At 29.1% G+C, this 15,840-nt stretch carries 16 protein-coding genes; 7 read left to right on the top strand and 9 right to left on the bottom strand.

The features are described 5' to 3' along the window. The first annotated feature begins 2 nt into the window (after positions 1–2). The 3 genes from HW119_RS12750 (at position 3) to HW119_RS12740 (ending at position 2,338) form a co-directional block, all read left to right on the top strand. Positions 3–1,142 (top strand): efflux RND transporter periplasmic adaptor subunit, encoded by a 1,140-nt coding sequence (locus HW119_RS12750; RefSeq protein WP_177764969.1) that lies wholly within the window; start codon positions 3–5, stop codon positions 1,140–1,142. A 118-nt stretch (positions 1,143–1,260) separates the two neighbouring features. Further along, positions 1,261–1,692 (top strand): VOC family protein, encoded by a 432-nt coding sequence (locus tag HW119_RS12745; RefSeq protein ID WP_177764967.1) that lies wholly within the window; start codon positions 1,261–1,263, stop codon positions 1,690–1,692. 85 nt (positions 1,693–1,777) lie between these two features. Then, entirely contained in the window at positions 1,778–2,338 is a 561-nt protein-coding gene (locus HW119_RS12740) for a helix-turn-helix domain-containing protein (protein ID WP_177764965.1), read from the top strand. A 35-nt stretch (positions 2,339–2,373) separates the two neighbouring features. Here the strand turns inward: HW119_RS12740 and HW119_RS12735 are convergent, their stop codons facing one another. Next, complete coding sequence (locus tag HW119_RS12735; protein WP_177764963.1) at positions 2,374–3,864, bottom strand: DnaJ domain-containing protein; 1,491 nt, start codon at positions 3,862–3,864, stop codon at positions 2,374–2,376. 126 nt (positions 3,865–3,990) lie between these two features. Then, complete coding sequence (locus HW119_RS12730) at positions 3,991–5,082, bottom strand: DnaJ domain-containing protein (protein WP_177764961.1); 1,092 nt, start codon at positions 5,080–5,082, stop codon at positions 3,991–3,993. Positions 5,083–5,125: 43 nt separating this feature from the next. On the opposite strand from HW119_RS12730, the gene HW119_RS12725 reads away from it, so the two are divergent. Next, positions 5,126–5,587, top strand: coding sequence for a hypothetical protein (locus HW119_RS12725; protein ID WP_177764959.1), 462 nt, complete (start codon positions 5,126–5,128; stop codon positions 5,585–5,587). A gap of 36 nt (positions 5,588–5,623) precedes the next feature. Here the strand turns inward: HW119_RS12725 and HW119_RS12720 are convergent, their stop codons facing one another. Together HW119_RS12720 and HW119_RS12715 are read right to left on the bottom strand one after the other, a co-directional pair. After that, positions 5,624–5,860 carry a hypothetical protein gene (locus HW119_RS12720; RefSeq protein ID WP_177764957.1) on the bottom strand — a complete coding sequence of 79 codons (237 nt, stop codon included), beginning with the start codon at positions 5,858–5,860 and terminating at the stop codon, positions 5,624–5,626. Beyond that, positions 5,860–7,023 (bottom strand): class I SAM-dependent RNA methyltransferase, encoded by a 1,164-nt coding sequence (locus HW119_RS12715; RefSeq protein ID WP_255497882.1) that lies wholly within the window; start codon positions 7,021–7,023, stop codon positions 5,860–5,862. The genes HW119_RS12720 and HW119_RS12715 overlap by 1 nt, the downstream gene beginning before the upstream one ends. Before the next feature lie 97 nt (positions 7,024–7,120). Here HW119_RS12715 and HW119_RS12710 point away from each other — a divergent pair, with 97 nt between their 5' ends. Beyond that, positions 7,121–7,852 carry an SAM-dependent methyltransferase gene (locus HW119_RS12710; RefSeq protein ID WP_177764955.1) on the top strand — a complete coding sequence of 244 codons (732 nt, stop codon included), beginning with the start codon at positions 7,121–7,123 and terminating at the stop codon, positions 7,850–7,852. An 8-nt stretch (positions 7,853–7,860) separates the two neighbouring features. After that, a complete protein-coding gene (locus HW119_RS12705; protein ID WP_255498079.1) occupies positions 7,861–8,709 on the top strand; it encodes a ZIP family metal transporter in 849 nt (282 codons plus the stop codon). Between the two features lie 413 nt (positions 8,710–9,122). Here HW119_RS12705 and dnaN read toward each other — a convergent pair whose 3' ends face one another. The 5 genes from dnaN to HW119_RS12680 all read right to left on the bottom strand — a co-directional run bounded on the left by dnaN (position 9,123) and on the right by HW119_RS12680 (position 13,878). Further along, the gene (gene dnaN / locus HW119_RS12700) at positions 9,123–10,241 is read right to left on the bottom strand and encodes a DNA polymerase III subunit beta (protein ID WP_177764950.1); all 1,119 of its coding nucleotides are present in this window, start codon (positions 10,239–10,241) and stop codon (positions 9,123–9,125) included. A gap of 88 nt (positions 10,242–10,329) precedes the next feature. After that, positions 10,330–12,012, bottom strand: a complete 1,683-nt coding sequence (gene gldG / locus HW119_RS12695) for a gliding motility-associated ABC transporter substrate-binding protein GldG (RefSeq protein WP_177764948.1) — start codon at positions 12,010–12,012, stop codon at positions 10,330–10,332. Beyond that, complete coding sequence (gene gldF, locus HW119_RS12690) at positions 12,012–12,737, bottom strand: gliding motility-associated ABC transporter permease subunit GldF (RefSeq protein WP_177764946.1); 726 nt, start codon at positions 12,735–12,737, stop codon at positions 12,012–12,014. Before gldF ends, gldG begins: the two co-directional genes overlap by 1 nt. A gap of 7 nt (positions 12,738–12,744) precedes the next feature. Beyond that, entirely contained in the window at positions 12,745–13,041 is a 297-nt protein-coding gene (locus HW119_RS12685) for a putative quinol monooxygenase (RefSeq protein ID WP_177764944.1), read from the bottom strand. Positions 13,042–13,044: 3 nt separating this feature from the next. Further along, a complete protein-coding gene (locus HW119_RS12680) occupies positions 13,045–13,878 on the bottom strand; it encodes an S-adenosyl-l-methionine hydroxide adenosyltransferase family protein (RefSeq protein ID WP_177764942.1) in 834 nt (277 codons plus the stop codon). Positions 13,879–13,969: 91 nt separating this feature from the next. Here HW119_RS12680 and HW119_RS12675 point away from each other — a divergent pair, with 91 nt between their 5' ends. After that, positions 13,970–15,019: a PhoH family protein gene (locus tag HW119_RS12675; RefSeq protein WP_177764940.1), complete on the top strand. Its 1,050-nt coding sequence runs from the start codon at positions 13,970–13,972 to the stop codon at positions 15,017–15,019. Positions 15,020–15,840 lie beyond the last annotated feature (821 nt).

Here is a 15,840-nt window from a genome sequence, read left to right as displayed (position 1 = left end):
TTATGAAAAAATACATCGGAATATTATTGAGTTTAATTGTTTTATCATCATGCACTAATAAAACAGAAAATCAAACAGTAGAAACGAAAATCGAAAATAAAATTCAAAATCAAATTACTTTAAGCGATACACAACTTCAAAATATAGACTTACAAATAACACGTGTTGAAAAAGGAATAATGCCCACAACGATTCGTTTAAATGCACGAACAGCAACAACTCCTCAAGACCAAATTTCAATTACAAACATGCTAGGCGGATTTGTAAAATCCATACCTGTTTTACCAGGAAATCTGGTTAAAAAAGGACAGATTGTTGCTATTTTAGAAGATCCAAGTTATGTTCAACTACAAGAAGATTATTTGACAACGAAAGCTTTAATTACCAAAGCAAATGCCGATTATTTACGTCAAAAAGAATTAAATGAAGCTCAGGCAGCAAGTACAAAAGTTTTAGATGAAGCTAAAGCAGAATTGAATTTATTGCAAATTAAAAAACGTGCTCTTGAAGAAAAATTAAAATTAATTGATATTAATCCGAATCAAGTTTCTTTAACTAACTTAAAAAGAAGTTTGTCAATTACTGCTCCAACTTCAGGAATTGTAACAGAAATTTATGTTAATCGTGGTAAATATGTTTCAAGTTCAGAACCTATTTTAGAAATCATTCAAACAGGAGCGCCGATGCTTAATATAAAAGCATTTGAAAATTCTTTAGCATTATTAAAAATTGGACAAGAATTAGAAGCTTATACAAATACAAACGTTGATGAAAAAATAACAGCTAAAATCGTTTCGATTTCACAACACATTAATACGGATGGTTCTGTTGATGTTTTAGCTAAAATAGTTAATCCAAATCAAATGAAATTTACAACGAATATGTATTTCAATGTTGAATTAACTTCTGAATCTAATTCGGCAGATTTATTACCTGAAGCTTCAGTTATTCATTTTGAAGGTAATGACTATGTTTTTGAAATGAAATCAAAGAATAACTTTCAATTGATTCCTGTTAAAATCGGAACTAAATCAAATGGAAAAATTCAAATAACATCGCAATTAGATACTTCAAAACAATATGTAGGTAAAGGTGCTTATGCCATTTTAATGGCAATGAAAAATAGTCCAGAAGCAGAATAATTAATTTAAACGCATTTTGTAAAAGAAATGCGTTTTTTGCTTAAAACATAATATCAAAATAAAAAATATCGAATCATAATTTTATTACTTTTATCATTCAAACTAAAAACAAAAAATTATGGCACAAGTAAATGCTTATTTAAATTTTAATGGTAATTGCGAAGCGGCTTTTACATTCTACAAAAATGCTTTTGGAACTGAATTCGAATACATGGGGCGTTTTAAAGACATGCCTTCTGAATGTGAATTAAGCGAAGAAGAAGGAAACAAAATAATGCATGTAACTTTACGAATTAGTGAAGAAACTGTTTTAATGGGAAGCGATGCTAACGAAAAATTTGGTCCGGCTGCAACTTTTGGTAACAACATTTCAATCTCAATAAATACATCATCTGAAGAAGAAGCAAACGATTTGTTTAACAAACTTTCTACTGACGGAACAGTTACAATGCCTTTAGCTAAAACTTTCTGGGGTGCTTATTTTGGTATGTTTATCGATAAATTTGGAATTAACTGGATGGTTAATTACGATTACGAAACAACTAAATAAAAATTATATATAAGAAAACGCTTTTTATTTTTATTTGACGGCTCTTTATAATATATTTGAAAAAGTAAAAAACTTTTAAATTATTATGAAAACGATTCGAATTAAAAATATGGTATGTCCACGATGTATAATGGTGGTTGAAAAAACATTAGAAGATTTAGGATTCGATTTAAACGATGTTGAATTAGGCTTAGTAGAATTTCACGAACCTATTACGTTAGATGACCGTAATAAAATAGAAGAAAAATTAGTGCCGCTTGGTTTTGAGATTTTAGACGATAAAAAGAGTCAAACGGTTGAGCGAATTAAAACTCAGATTATTGAGCTAGTTTCTAAAGAAGTAAACGATTTAACCATTACGCTTTCTGAATATTTATCGAGTAAGTTACAAACAGATTACAATACTTTAAGTCAATTATTTTCAACACAAAAATCGCAAACTATTGAGCAGTTTTACATTCTTCAGAAAATAGAAAAAGTAAAAGAATTATTAGTTTACGACGATTTATCATTGACAGAAATTGCTTATAAAATGAATTACAGTTCGGTTGCACATTTAAGTACGCAATTCAAAAAAATTACGGGTTTAACACCAAGTCATTTTAAAGAAATAAAATCATTAAAAGACGAAATGATTAATAAATAAGCTAAAAAACTTCCTTTGCGGGAAGTTTTTTTTATTTACAATATAAAGAATATAAAATAAGCGATATTTATTAATGTTATAAATCCGAGTATAGAATCATATTGTTCTTCGAATCTCATTTTTTTATCAACAAAAATCACATAAATCTCAAACAATAAAAATAAAAAATACAAGATTGGAATTGGACTATTAAAATTGATAATAGAAACATAATGCGTTAACTCCTCTCCTCCGGCTCTAATACGAACAAAACTAATATTATCTGTAAATACGTTTTTTCCGAGATATAAAAATTTAGGTTTGTAAACAGAATACAAATTACTTATTTGCTCTGAAATTTCAAACTCACCTTCATTTGTACGAATATAAAAATGATGTTGATTGCTTCTTCCTGATTTAATTTCTCTTCCATAAATATCAATTACTTGAACAGGTATTTCATTTTTAGGAATTAAGAATAAAAAAAATATAGCTAGAATATTAAATACAGCTGAACCGATTGCAACTTTTGTCAATGTAGAAAAAGTGCTTATTTTTTGTTCTACATTTTTTTTAAAATCAGCTTTACTATTTGATTTTAAATATTGATTAGGAAGTCCAAAATCGTTCATTTTAGAATCACCTTGTTTTTTAATCAGATAAAAAATCTGAAACCAAGTTACAATTGGAATTACACTAATAAAAGCAAATTTCGCTTTTGAATTAAAATCATGAAAACGTTTAATTGCCTGAATATAAAGCAACGTATAATAGAAACCATTTACAATTAAACATAACAAAGAGTCTAATAATTTATCTGAAATAAAAAATACCATTGCAACCAAATACACAGCAGTAAATAAAGCCGTTCTGAATTGATATGTTTTAACATCAATTCTTCCGTAAAGTCCAAATACATTTTCTTTTTCAAAATGTCGAGCGTCTATGTGCGGATTTTCATTTATAAGCTTAGCATAAAATGAAATTTTATCATCTTCGTAATTCGCTTTCGGTTCAAAATTTGAATGATAAGAATGTACGGTATTTTCTGTTTTTGAAATTTGTTTTTTCTTTAAAACAATTTGACTAAATACATAATTTTTAGAAACTGAATTGAAGCAGAATAATTCAACTAATAAATTGGTACTAACTTCAGTAATTCGTATTTTTTTACTTCCCGCTTTTTCAACTTTGCCAAACGGGCGTAATTCAACAACATCAGCATCAAAAACTTCCCATGTAAAAGTCACAACATCACCAACTGTAAATTCTGAATTGTCGCAATAAAAAACCGCAATCGTCGGAACGATATTAATTTCTTTTTTTTGTTGCTGCTTTGCAAAATCAAGTAGTTGATTGTAATGAAAACGTCTTGAATCATCAATCAAAACTTCATAAGCTTCTTTAATTTCAATAAAAAGTAAAGAAGCATTTTGTGCAGGATTTACATCGGGATGGTATTTTTTTGAAAGATTACGATAAGCTGCTTTTATTTCAATTGTATTTGCAGAACGAGAAATTTGTAAAATAGAATAATAATCTTTCATTTAAGAAATCTAATTAGTGATATTGATAAATCAATTTTAATATATAAAAAATCAGTTATTACAATTTTTATTAGTATTATTAGTTATAAAATTAAACTAAATCAACTCGATAAAATTCAAAAATAACTAAAACAAATTACTATATAAAACATAACTCATTGCTAAACTAAACACAAAAAAGAAACCTAAAACAAAGCCAAAATTGTCATTTGATTTTTTTTCTCTTATGAATGTTAGGTAAAACTGAACCATTAAAATAAAAATATATATAACCGCAAAATTTCCAACATTATTATAATAAGAAACATTTTCTTTTAAAGAAGCTTCATCTGTTTGAATTCGATAATAAGCCAATTCATTGTTTGCAGTACTTGTCCCAAAAATAACAATTCTATGATTCATAGCTTGTAAGTTTTCTGCCATATATTGCGGAACCTCAAGTTTAAAATCATCAAATTCAATAAAATAATCTGTCCAACCATAATCGGAATTAGAAAATGCTCGAATGGCTTGAAGTTCTGTTTCTTTGATAAAAAAATAGGGATATGAAAAATAAATAACGAGATTGACACAAGCAAAAAGCCAAATGAAAATTTCTAATCCGTCTGGTCTATTTATTTTGAAATTAAAAATGTTGATTTTTTTATTTTGATTTGGTGTACTTGAATTTGATTCATCAATTTCACTGTTTGAATCAAAAGAAACCGTTTCGTAAAAAGTTTGTGTCGGAATTTCTCTCTTTTTTAAAACAATTTGACTAAAGACATAATTTTTAGAAACTAAATTAAAACAGAACAATTCAACTAATAAATTAGTACTAACTTCAGTAATTCGTATTTTTTTACTTCCCGCTTTTTCAACTTTGCCAAACGGACGTAATTCAACCACATCAGCATCAAAAACTTCCCAAGTAAAAGTCACGACATCACCAATTGTAAATTCTGAATTGTCGCAATAAAATACAGCAATTGTCGGAACAATATTAATTTCTTTTTTTTGTTGCTGCTTTGCAAAATCAAGTAGCTGATTGTAATGAAAACGTCTTGAATCGTCAATCAAAACTTCATAAGCTTCTTTAATTTCAATAAAAAGAAAAGTAGCATTTTGTGCGGGATTTACATCGGGATGGTATTTTTTTGAAAGATTTCGGTAAGCTGCTTTTATTTCAATTGTATTTGCAGAACGAGAAATTTGTAAAATAGAATAATAATCTTTCATTTAAGAAATCTAATTTGTAATATTGAATATTGATTTCCAATTTATGAAAAAATACTCAATAATTTCAAGCATTCTATTTATAATATTAACAATTGTTTTTTATAAAATTCCAAGAACAGAAATTAAAAGTGAATTTATAAGTCAAACGCAGTTAGGAACAAATCCGATACTTTCGTCTTGGAAAGTAAAAACTGCACATGCCGAATTTATATCGCCAAATTCGGTTGATAATTTTAATGATAAAACTGTTTATTTAGGGAAAGAATTTTTTGGAGATGACGTAGTTTATTTCAGAAGTGCTTATTATTATGACAAAGGAAATGTTTTTGTAAAAGGAATCCATACTAAAGATTATGGGTATATTTTTATCAGCTTATTGATGGGATTGCAATTTTTTATTTTAATCGGTTTTAATCCTAAAAAAGAACATTTATTTCTTAACGCATTTTGTATTTTCTTGATTGTTTTGCAATTTATTTATATGCTAAAAGTTTGGATTATATAAAAAAACTGAAAGCTCATCACTTTCAGTTTTTTTGTTTTACCAATTTAATTCTTTAACGCCTTTTATAAAAATCCAGCGTACATAAACCTTTTGACCTTGTTGTGTATCAAAAACTTTAAATTGTGGCGCTAAGATTGTTGCAACCACAGCTCCAGCCAATGAACCCCAAATTGAAGTTAAGTCAGTAAAAAATTCAACTCCCAATCTTACAATGATAAATAAAATTGCGAAACAAAAAAATTGTGCTATAAATACTTTCGTTTTTTTACTCATTATTCTTGATTATTTTGAAATTTAGTACGTTTACTACCAGCATACATTTCGTATTTTACCAAACGTGATTCTAATTTTCCATTAAACAATTTAATTTTTCTTGAAGGTTTTAATCCAACAAATTTTAAAGCTTCAATGTTTCCTGTTATAAACCAAGAATTGGTTCCTGGATAACTTTGCTTTAATGTATCACCAATCTCGCGGTAAAAACGTTCTAAATCAATATCTAAACGTTCACCATAAGGCGGGTTGAAAACCATGTGTAACGGACCTTCGGTCTCCTTTTCAGTATCAAAAAAATTAGCTTCTTCAATTTGAATATAATCATCCAAATTTGCATTCTTGATGTTTGATTTTGCTTTCATAACTGCCGAAGGTGCTTTGTCATAACCTTTTATGGTATAATGAAATTCGCGCGTTTTGTTTAATAACGACGTTTCAATTTTTTCAAATAAATCATTATCCCAATCATTCCATTTTTCAAAAGCAAATTCTCTACGATTTATGTTTGCTGGGATGTTACAAGCAATCATTGCAGCTTCTGCCAAAAAAGTTCCAGAACCACACATCGGGTCTAAAAAGTGTGAATTTCCATCCCAACCAGACATCAATAAAATACCAGCTGCTAAAACTTCATTAATTGGAGCTAAGTTAGTTGCTGTACGATATCCACGGTGATGTAATGAAGCGCCTGATGTATCTAAAGAAACTGTACAAACATCATTTTGAATGTGGATATTTATGCGAACATCTGGATAATCTTTATCGATATCTGGACGTTTTCCAATATTATCTCTAAACTGATCTACAATTGCATCTTTGGTTTTTAAAGCCACAAATAACGAATGATTAAAATGATCCGAATTTAGTGTTACATCAACAACAAACGTTTGATTAACTCTAAAAACTTTAGACCAATCAATACTTTGAACACCTTTATATAAACTTTGATCGTTGTAAACTTTGAAAGTAGCAATAGGTTTTAAAACTTTTAAAGCTGTACGCAAAGCTAAGTTTGCTTTGTACATAAAACCTTTATCGCCATAAAAACTCACCATTCGAACACCTTGTTCTACTTGTTGAGCACCTAATTGATTTAATTCTTTTGCTAAAACCTCTTCAAAACCGAAGAAAGTTTTTGCCACCATTTTAAAATTTTCCATACTTGATATTCCCTTCCGTCAGGAATCATAAATTTAAATTCTATATATCTACAAAAATAACTTATTTTTGTATGTTATAAAAAAATAAAACGCCCTAATGCAAAAAGAAACAAAGACTTGGTACGCCTCGTGGTTTGATACGCCTTACTACCACATTTTATATAAAGATAGAGATTACGATGAAGCTCAATTATTCATCGATAATTTAAACCAATATTTAAATTTACCCGAAGATGCAAAGGTTTTAGATTTAGCCTGCGGTCGCGGCCGACATTCGATTTATTTAAACAAACTTGGTCACAATGTGATTGGTGCAGATTTGTCTGAAAATAGTATCGCTTATGCCAAACAATTTGAAAACGATACATTGAAATTTGAGGTTCATGATATGCGTAAACCTTTCGATGAAAAATTTGATACCATTTTAAACTTATTTACAAGTTTTGGTTATTTTCCGGAAGAAGAAGATAATGTTACTACATTAAAAGCAATTCAAGCAAGTTTGACAGAATATGGTTTAGCAGTTATGGATTTCATGAATGCTGAAAAAGTAATTAAAAACTTAGTTCCGACTGAAATCAAAACTGTTGAAGGAATCGATTTTCACATTACAAGAAAATACGAAAACGGATTCATTTACAAGAACATTAAATTTGAAGACAAAGGAGAATCATTTGATTTCACAGAACGCGTTCGTGCTTTAACTTTAGAAGATTTTGAAACGATGATGGAAAAAGCTGATATTTATTTATTAGATATTTTCGGAAATTATAAACTTCAGAAATTTCACAATCAAGAATCAGATCGTTTAATAATGATATTTAAATAAAAACAATGCTGATTTATATTTTACCTTTTGTATCAATTATTTTAGGTTATTTAATAGCTATTTTTTTTCAACCTAAAAACAAACAAAACCTAAAATTACTTTTAGCTTTTAGTGGTGCTTTTTTGTTAACAATAACTGTTTCGCATCTTCTTCCTGAAGTTTATTATCATGAAATAGAAAAGGAAATTAAAACCGAATTAGTAACGCAGCAGCAAAATAACCATAAACATCACGATCATGATCATGCACACGAAGGTCACAATCATGTTGAAGCAGATCATAATCATGATTCGCATCAAATAGCTGAAGTTGATGATCACGCTGGTCATAACCACAATCACAATCACGGTTCTTTAAAAATTATCGGATTGTTTATTATGATTGGAATTGTATTTCAGATTGTTTTGGAATATTTTTCTAGAGGCGCAGAACATGGTCATGTGCACATTCATGAGAAAATGTCAAAAATACCTTGGGCGCTTTTTATCAGTTTAAGCTTACATGCGCTTTTAGAAGGTATGCCGTTAAGTAAACAAAATAATTTAGCCTTAGGAATTGCGATTCACCACTTACCTATTGCTATGATTTTGACCTCATTTTTCATGCAAGCACAATTAAACAAGAAAAGTATTTTCTTATTTATGATGTTCTTCTCGATTATGACACCGTTAGGAACATTTGCATCAGAACAATTGAGTTTCTTATCCAATTATTATACCGAAATATCAGCTATTGTAGTCGGAATTTTATTCCATATTTCTTCGACTATTATTTTTGAAAGTAGTGAAGGACATAAGTTTAATTTAGCAAAATTAATTGCTATTATTTTAGGAATCCTTCTGGGATATTTTGTTTAAAAATGACTAGAACTTAAAAGTACATATATAGTTTTCGATAATTTTAAAAATTAAAAATTTAGACAGTAGCGCTTAAATGTTGCTACTGTTTTTTGTTCTATAGATTCTAAATTTTAAATTTCATCTTGATGTATTTACTTTTAAATTAACATGTGATTCTGATGTTCAAACTGTACATTCTTCTTCTCTAGATGTTTTACTTTAGATTCAAAATCTAGAATTTGTTTTATAGTGACTTTAATAAAGTATCTACCCTGATTTAAAAACTTAAGGTGTAATTTCGTTGACTACGTTTTATATAATTATTTGATTCTTTCATAACAACTTTTTTTGTGTATTACTATTTCAGATTGAAACATAAAAAAAATGTTTCGAATTAAAATTCGAAACATTTTTTTTAAAATATTATAAATTTAGTTATTTAACATAACTGGCATTACAAGCATTGTAACTGTTTCACCTTCGTCTAAACCGTCAACCGGAGTCAAAATTCCAGCACGATTAGGTAAAGACATTTCTAACAAAATTTCGTCAGATTGTAAGTTGTTTAACATTTCTGTTAAGAAACGTGAATTGAAACCAATTTGCATATCGTCTCCTTGATAATCACAAGTTAAACGCTCATCTGCCTTGTTTGAGTAATCGATATCTTCTGCAGAAATGTTTAATTCTGTTCCTGCAATTTTTAAACGAATTTGATGTGTTGTTTTATTAGCATAAATTGCAACACGACGTACTGAACTCAAAAACTGAGTTCTAGCGATGATTAATTTATTTGGATTTTCTTTAGGGATAACCGCTTCGTAATTTGGATATTTTCCGTCGATTAAGCGACAAACTAATGTATAATTATCAAACGAGAACATCGCATTAGAATCGTTATATTCGATTTTAACTTCAGCATCTGAAGTCATTAAAATACTTTTTAAAATATTTAATGGCTTTTTAGGCATAATGAAATTAGCTTCTGTAGAAGAAGTAATATCTGTACGAGAATATTTAACTAATTTGTGCGCATCTGTTGCTACAAAAATGACTCCAGTTGGTGCAAATTGAAAATAAACTCCAGACATAACCGGACGTAAATCATCATTACCAGCAGCAAAAATGGTTTTGCTAATTGCAGTAGCTAAAATCTCAGCAGGAATTAACGTTGTAGAAGGGTCTTCTAATAATTCTGCTTTTGGAAATTCTTCACCTGGAGCATACGCTAAAACATATTTTCCTAAGTCTGAACTAATTTCGATTGTACTATTATCTTTTACAGTAAAAGTTAACGGTTGTTCTGGGAACGTTTTTAAAGTTTCTAATAATAAACGAGCTGGAACTGCAATGCTACCTTGACTTGTAGATTCAATTTCTAAAGTAGCAGACATCGTTGTTTCTAAATCTGAAGAAGAAACTTTTAATTGATTGTTATCAAGTTCAAATAAAAAATTGTCAAGTATATGCAGCGTATTACTACTATTAATAACACTTCCTAAAACTTGTAATTGTTTCAATAAATACGAGCTCGATACGATGAATTTCATGTGAATCATTTTTTAATTTGCCTTTTCTGACAATTATTTCTACAAATATATTTTATTAATGTCAATAAAAAAAGTTATTTTATCAACACTATTTTGTGTATTTCTTTTTTCGAAGATAGGTAAATATAAAACCAAAGATTATTAGTAAAACTATTGGTAATCCAACAATTAACGTTCTAATTTTATCATAATCTTTATAAACTTCTTCTTTATTTAAAAGCGGTAATTTCACATCTTTAGTTCGAATGTTGATAAGTCCGTTATCATCTAAAAGATAATTTACCGAATTCATTAAAAACTCTTTATTACCAAATAAATTATTTGTCCATTTATCGTAACCCAATTCCATAGGTTCATAATTCTGGTCTAACTGATTTCTAGCAACATCGCCATCCGCAATAACAACCATTTTATTGGTAACACCTTTATTTTTAAAATTTTTATCTTCAAATGGAAGTACACGGTTATTAAATACCGAAGTAAAATTACCTTCTAGAAGAACCGCTAAAGCAATATTTCCGTGGTCTTTATATGTTTCTGGTGTTACTTCTTCTGCAATTACATTTAACGAAATTTCTGACGGAACACCAACTGTTTTAGAATAAGGCGAAGATTGTAATAAAATTGTTTTCTTTATGTCGTTCTTCAACGTATCAATACTGTTTGCAAAATCAAATTTAACACCATCGATGTTCTTAACAATTGGATGATTGGAAGTACTCATTGCAAATGGTGCAAACTTCCACGTAAATTCTTCATAAACGGTTTCGCTTCCTTGTTGACCAGTAGCTAATTTAATCGGAGTTCCCATTTCATCCTTAACTAAATTCGGATTTAAACGAATACCGTATTTAAAAAGCATTTCACCCAAACTTTGATCCTTAGGATAAGCCAACATTGAACCGTTCATGCTCAAACTATCCATTTCTGCTTGAACTTGATCTAACATCCATAACGATTTTCCACCGTTCATCACATACTGATCTAAAACCTGAATTTTATCCTCAGAAAAAGGTTTTGATGGTTTTGCTATAATAGCTAAATCATATTCACTTAATTGAGCTAATGCTTTTTGTGGATTCATTGCTACGCTATCTAAAGTAAATGGTGCAATAAAATAGCTATCTCTTAAACTCATTAAAAAATCAGCCATGTAAATATCATTTACTTCACCAATACCTTTGATGATGGCGATTTTTTTTGATTTCTCGTGAATTACTTTATTAATACCATCAACAAAAGCATACTCTAAATGTTGAACAGAAGTATTCACTTTTTCTTCGGTTGAAGCTCCCATTGCGTTTTTCAACAACGGAATACGAGCTGTTCTACCTTGAAAAGTAACTTTTGCCCACGGAAAAACAACTTCTTGCGATTGTTTTCCTTTATCGTTAACAGTTACGTTAATTGGTTTGTAACCTTCTTTATACATTTGTTCAATTACTTGAAGCGCATTTTCTTCAGAAATAATCGGATTAACAAACTTATAAATTACGTTATTATTGTATGCAGAAAATTCCTCTAAGATTTGTTTTGTTTCGGTTTGTAAACGACGAAATTCTAACGGAAAATTTCCTTCTAAATAAACTTCTATTTCAATAGGTTCTTGAACTTCTGAAATGATATTCAAAGCAGGTTCTGACAATGTATATCTATTATCGTGTGTTAAGTCAAAACGTGAAAAAACAAACGAACTAGCAAAGTTTATTGCTAATAAAGCAACTAAAGTTCCTAATAAACTTAGTACGGATTTTTTTACTTTTCCTGTCATTATTTCTTCATCGTTTTAAGATTAAACACCGTTGCACTAATAAAAAACACAATTACAGAAACAAAATAAACCAAATCTCTGGTATCAACCACTCCTCTACTTATACTTTTGAAATGGTAATTCATACCGATTTTTTCTACAAAAGAATTTTGTATTTTTAGTAAAGAAGTAATTTCATCAAAACCAAAATAAGCAACATAACATAAAACAATAGCAATGATAAATGCTACAATTTGATTATCTGAAAGCGTTGATGTAAAAATTCCGATAGAAGCATAACTTCCTACCAAAAACAACAATCCGATGTAAGCTCCGATTGTACTTCCTAAATCCATATTATTGGCAGGATTTCCGTACGGATTTAAAATAAAAATATAAAGTAAGGTTGGAATTAAAGCAATTACAATCAAGCAAAAAGCGCCGAAAAATTTTCCTAAAACAATATTTCGCATCGAAATAGGTTTTGTAAAAAGCAATTCGATGGTTCCTTGTTTTTTTTCATCCGAAAAGCTTTTCATTGTTACTGCCGGAATTAAGAATAACAAAATCCAAGGCACCAATTTAAAAAACGGAGTCAAATCGTTATAACCACTTTGAAGAATGTTGTAAGGTCCGTCTAAAACAAACAGAAATAATCCGTTTAATAACAAGAAAAATCCGATTACCAAATAACCGGTTATTGATCCGAAAAACGATTTAAATTCACGAAGTAATATTGCTTTCATAAATAAATTAAGGTAAAGATGCTATTTTATCAACACTCCAAGCTTCTGGCTTAGCGTTAAAATGTTGTTTGGTATATGCCCAAACTTCTTTAAACAAATCGGAATGACGGTAATTTTCTAAATCAGCCACATCATTCCAAATACTATATGTAAATATAATACAAGGATTGTCTTTATCACGATACATTTCTAAAAAATTATTTCCTGGAAAATTTCGAATCTGATTTTTAACCGTTTCAAAATGTTCTAAAAATTCGGGAATTTTTTCTTCGTGAAAACTTAATTTTACAATACGTATAAACATAATTTATTCTTGTTCTTTTGTTTCAAATTCAATGGTTACCGAATCGCGATAAGTTAAACCTAAAAGCGATTTTACACTTCCGGTTTTAACCGGATTTGATTTATATAAGGATAATTGTAAGAAATCCAATTCGTTAAAAATTAATAAAGCATCACCTTCATAATCTTTAAGCGATTTGACCTCTAAATTAAAATCGGAATAATAATTATTAATACGACTGATTTTATAACGACTTCCAATTGACATTCTAAAATTTCGTCCTTTTCCGATGTCGTTAAACATACGTTTAGATACATTGATTACCGCATTTCCGTAATGATCTTCATAAACAATTGTTCCTCGAATCGAATTTTCATCATTCGAAACAATTGGTTTAACATCAACGAAAGTCACACATTCGGCAACAACATTTCCTAGATTCTCAAGTTTATCGCCATTAGAAATTTTCGATGCTGTTTGTACAAAAACATCCATCGCACATTTTGCATTTGCATTAACTTCTAATTCAACAATCAAATCGGCTGGATATTGTTCTGTTAAAACTCCTAAAATACCATTATTAGGAGCTAAAAAGTATTGTTCGTTCCAATGAAGAGCAACAAAGCTGTCAACTTCATAAAGTTCTGCATCAACACAAACAATATGAATGGTATCTTTTGGAAAAGCATCACAAACACCATTTATAATATAACTTGCGTTGGTTATATTATAAAAATCTACGTTATGTGAAACATCAATAATCTGACAATTAGGCATCAAAGACAAAAGTTTTCCTTTGGCAACAGCAACGAAATGATCTTTAATTCCAAAATCAGTAGTAAGTGTTATTATTGACATTAATTAAATATGATGTATTAGTGTTTATTAATTTTTTTTGTTAGATTTGAGTATTACAAAACTAATTTTTTTTAATTAAAACTAATAGCTTTTGAACGAAAGAATCATAGAATTAGAACATATTACTCCAAAAGATTTTTGGGGACCTCAAGATATCCATTTAGGAATTATTAAAAAACTATATCCAAAGTTAAAAATCGTAGCTCGAGATACAACCGTTAAAGCCTTTGGTGACGAAGAACTTTTAGATGTCTTTGAAGTTCGTTTTGAACGTATTACCAAATATTTTCAGAAATATAACACCTTAAACGAAAACATCATCGAACGATTGATTATGGATGATTTACCGCAACAGCATATGCACAAAAGCGACCAAATTTTGGTTCATGGAGTTGCCGGGAAATTAATCAAAGCAATGAGTGTAAATCAACAAAAATTGGTTGATTATGTAAACAAGAATGATATGGTTTTTGCGATTGGACCTGCTGGAACAGGAAAAACCTACACCGGAGTAGCTTTAGCAGTTCGTGCGTTAAAAGAAAAGCAAGTAAAAAGAATCATTTTAACTCGACCTGCTGTTGAAGCTGGAGAAAATTTAGGATTCTTACCTGGTGATATGAAAGAAAAATTAGATCCGTACATGCAACCATTGTATGATGCATTACGCGATATGTTACCCGCGCAAACTTTAGAAGATTACATTACCAAAGGAATTATTCAAATTGCGCCATTAGCTTTTATGCGAGGACGAACTTTAGATAATGCTTTTGTGATTTTGGATGAAGCACAAAATACCACACATTCTCAGATGAAAATGTTTTTGACACGTATGGGAAAAAATGCTAAGTTTATAATTACCGGTGATCCAGGTCAAGTAGATTTACCTAAAAAAGTAAATTCAGGTTTAAAAGAAGCTTTAGAGATTTTATCTGATGTAGACGGAATTGGTGTTTTATATTTAGATGATAAAGATATTGTTCGTCATCGCTTAGTAAAACATATTGTTGCAGCTTATAAAGACGTGGAAACCGATAACGAGTTTGATCCTCAAAAATTCATTCAACGAAGAATTGAAGCGAGAACAAAAAAAGAAAATCAACAGAAACAAAACGAAGAAATAAAAGAAAACGAAACTAAATAAGTTTCGTTTTTTTAATTCTTTTTAAAAATAACTTCGCTTATATTTCTTCAACAATACAAAATACGCAATGATTAAATTTACGTTAATCGCTTATTTTTATTAAACCCGCAAAAAATTTTAACAAATAAATTATTTTTTATATATTGCGTGTATATAAATGTTACATGTAATTAAAGTGAAATTTAGTGCTTCAATTTTTTTCTGAATATTCTGAAATTATTGAAGCAAAATATCGTGAAAACTGAACTTTGAAAAATTCTATTTTTAAGAAAAACATTACGAAAAATCTTGTTTTTAAGTTGACGAATTAAAATGTTTTAAAAAGAAATTGAAACAAATTAAATCGAAAACTGAAAAAGAAATCAAATCGAAAACTGTAAACGCAATGAAATAACTCAGATTGAAAAATTTTAGTTTTGAAATTGAATCGTTAAATCAGAAAAAAATGAAATTCGTTTTGAAACTTTTCGGAAGTTCTTGACGTTCAAATAGAAATCAATTTTTATGTACTTTTACTACATGTAACATCAGTTTTGCAAAATGCGGTGTAAAGGCTTTTTTTTAAGTTTTGGCTTTTTAAGTCGCAAATACATTTCGTTTTGTAAAAAATATTAAATTTACAAAAGCCAAAATGTTTTGCTCGTGTTTTGGAATTTCTTCAAACTTTGTTTTGTGAAATTCCCGCACTTCGCAAAGCTGCGGCGCGTTGTACGCAATTTTAGGACGTACTTTCCGAATAAAAGTTTGGTAATTTTAATAAGAAGGAGTTGTTTTAAAGGCAAAAAATAAGGATTATTTTGCCTGCTAAGCTTTGCAAAAGA

Source organism: Flavobacterium sp. I3-2 (assembly GCF_013389595.1).
Taxonomy (GTDB): Bacteria; Bacteroidota; Bacteroidia; order Flavobacteriales; family Flavobacteriaceae; genus Flavobacterium.
The sequence above is the reverse complement of the archived record's forward strand: the minus strand, read 5'-3'. Positions and strand labels throughout refer to the sequence as shown.

Excerpts from the sequence above, each read along its gene's own strand:
- gldF (WP_177764946.1), bottom strand. The coding sequence starts at position 12,737 with ATGAAAGCAATATTACTTCGTGAATTTAAATCGTTTTTCGGATCAATA.
- HW119_RS12720 (WP_177764957.1), bottom strand. The coding sequence starts at position 5,860 with ATGAGTAAAAAAACGAAAGTATTTATAGCACAATTTTTTTGTTTCGCA.
- dnaN (WP_177764950.1), bottom strand. The coding sequence starts at position 10,241 with ATGAAATTCATCGTATCGAGCTCGTATTTATTGAAACAATTACAAGTT.
- HW119_RS12685 (WP_177764944.1), bottom strand. The coding sequence starts at position 13,041 with ATGTTTATACGTATTGTAAAATTAAGTTTTCACGAAGAAAAAATTCCC.
- HW119_RS12750 (WP_177764969.1), top strand. The coding sequence starts at position 3 with ATGAAAAAATACATCGGAATATTATTGAGTTTAATTGTTTTATCATCA.
- HW119_RS12725 (WP_177764959.1), top strand. The coding sequence starts at position 5,126 with ATGAAAAAATACTCAATAATTTCAAGCATTCTATTTATAATATTAACA.
- HW119_RS12745 (WP_177764967.1), top strand. The coding sequence starts at position 1,261 with ATGGCACAAGTAAATGCTTATTTAAATTTTAATGGTAATTGCGAAGCG.
- HW119_RS12680 (WP_177764942.1), bottom strand. The coding sequence starts at position 13,878 with ATGTCAATAATAACACTTACTACTGATTTTGGAATTAAAGATCATTTC.
- HW119_RS12740 (WP_177764965.1), top strand. The coding sequence starts at position 1,778 with ATGAAAACGATTCGAATTAAAAATATGGTATGTCCACGATGTATAATG.
- HW119_RS12730 (WP_177764961.1), bottom strand. The coding sequence starts at position 5,082 with ATGAAAGATTATTATTCTATTTTACAAATTTCTCGTTCTGCAAATACA.
- HW119_RS12735 (WP_177764963.1), bottom strand. The coding sequence starts at position 3,864 with ATGAAAGATTATTATTCTATTTTACAAATTTCTCGTTCTGCAAATACA.
- HW119_RS12710 (WP_177764955.1), top strand. The coding sequence starts at position 7,121 with ATGCAAAAAGAAACAAAGACTTGGTACGCCTCGTGGTTTGATACGCCT.
- HW119_RS12715 (WP_255497882.1), bottom strand. The coding sequence starts at position 7,023 with ATGGAAAATTTTAAAATGGTGGCAAAAACTTTCTTCGGTTTTGAAGAG.
- gldG (WP_177764948.1), bottom strand. The coding sequence starts at position 12,012 with ATGACAGGAAAAGTAAAAAAATCCGTACTAAGTTTATTAGGAACTTTA.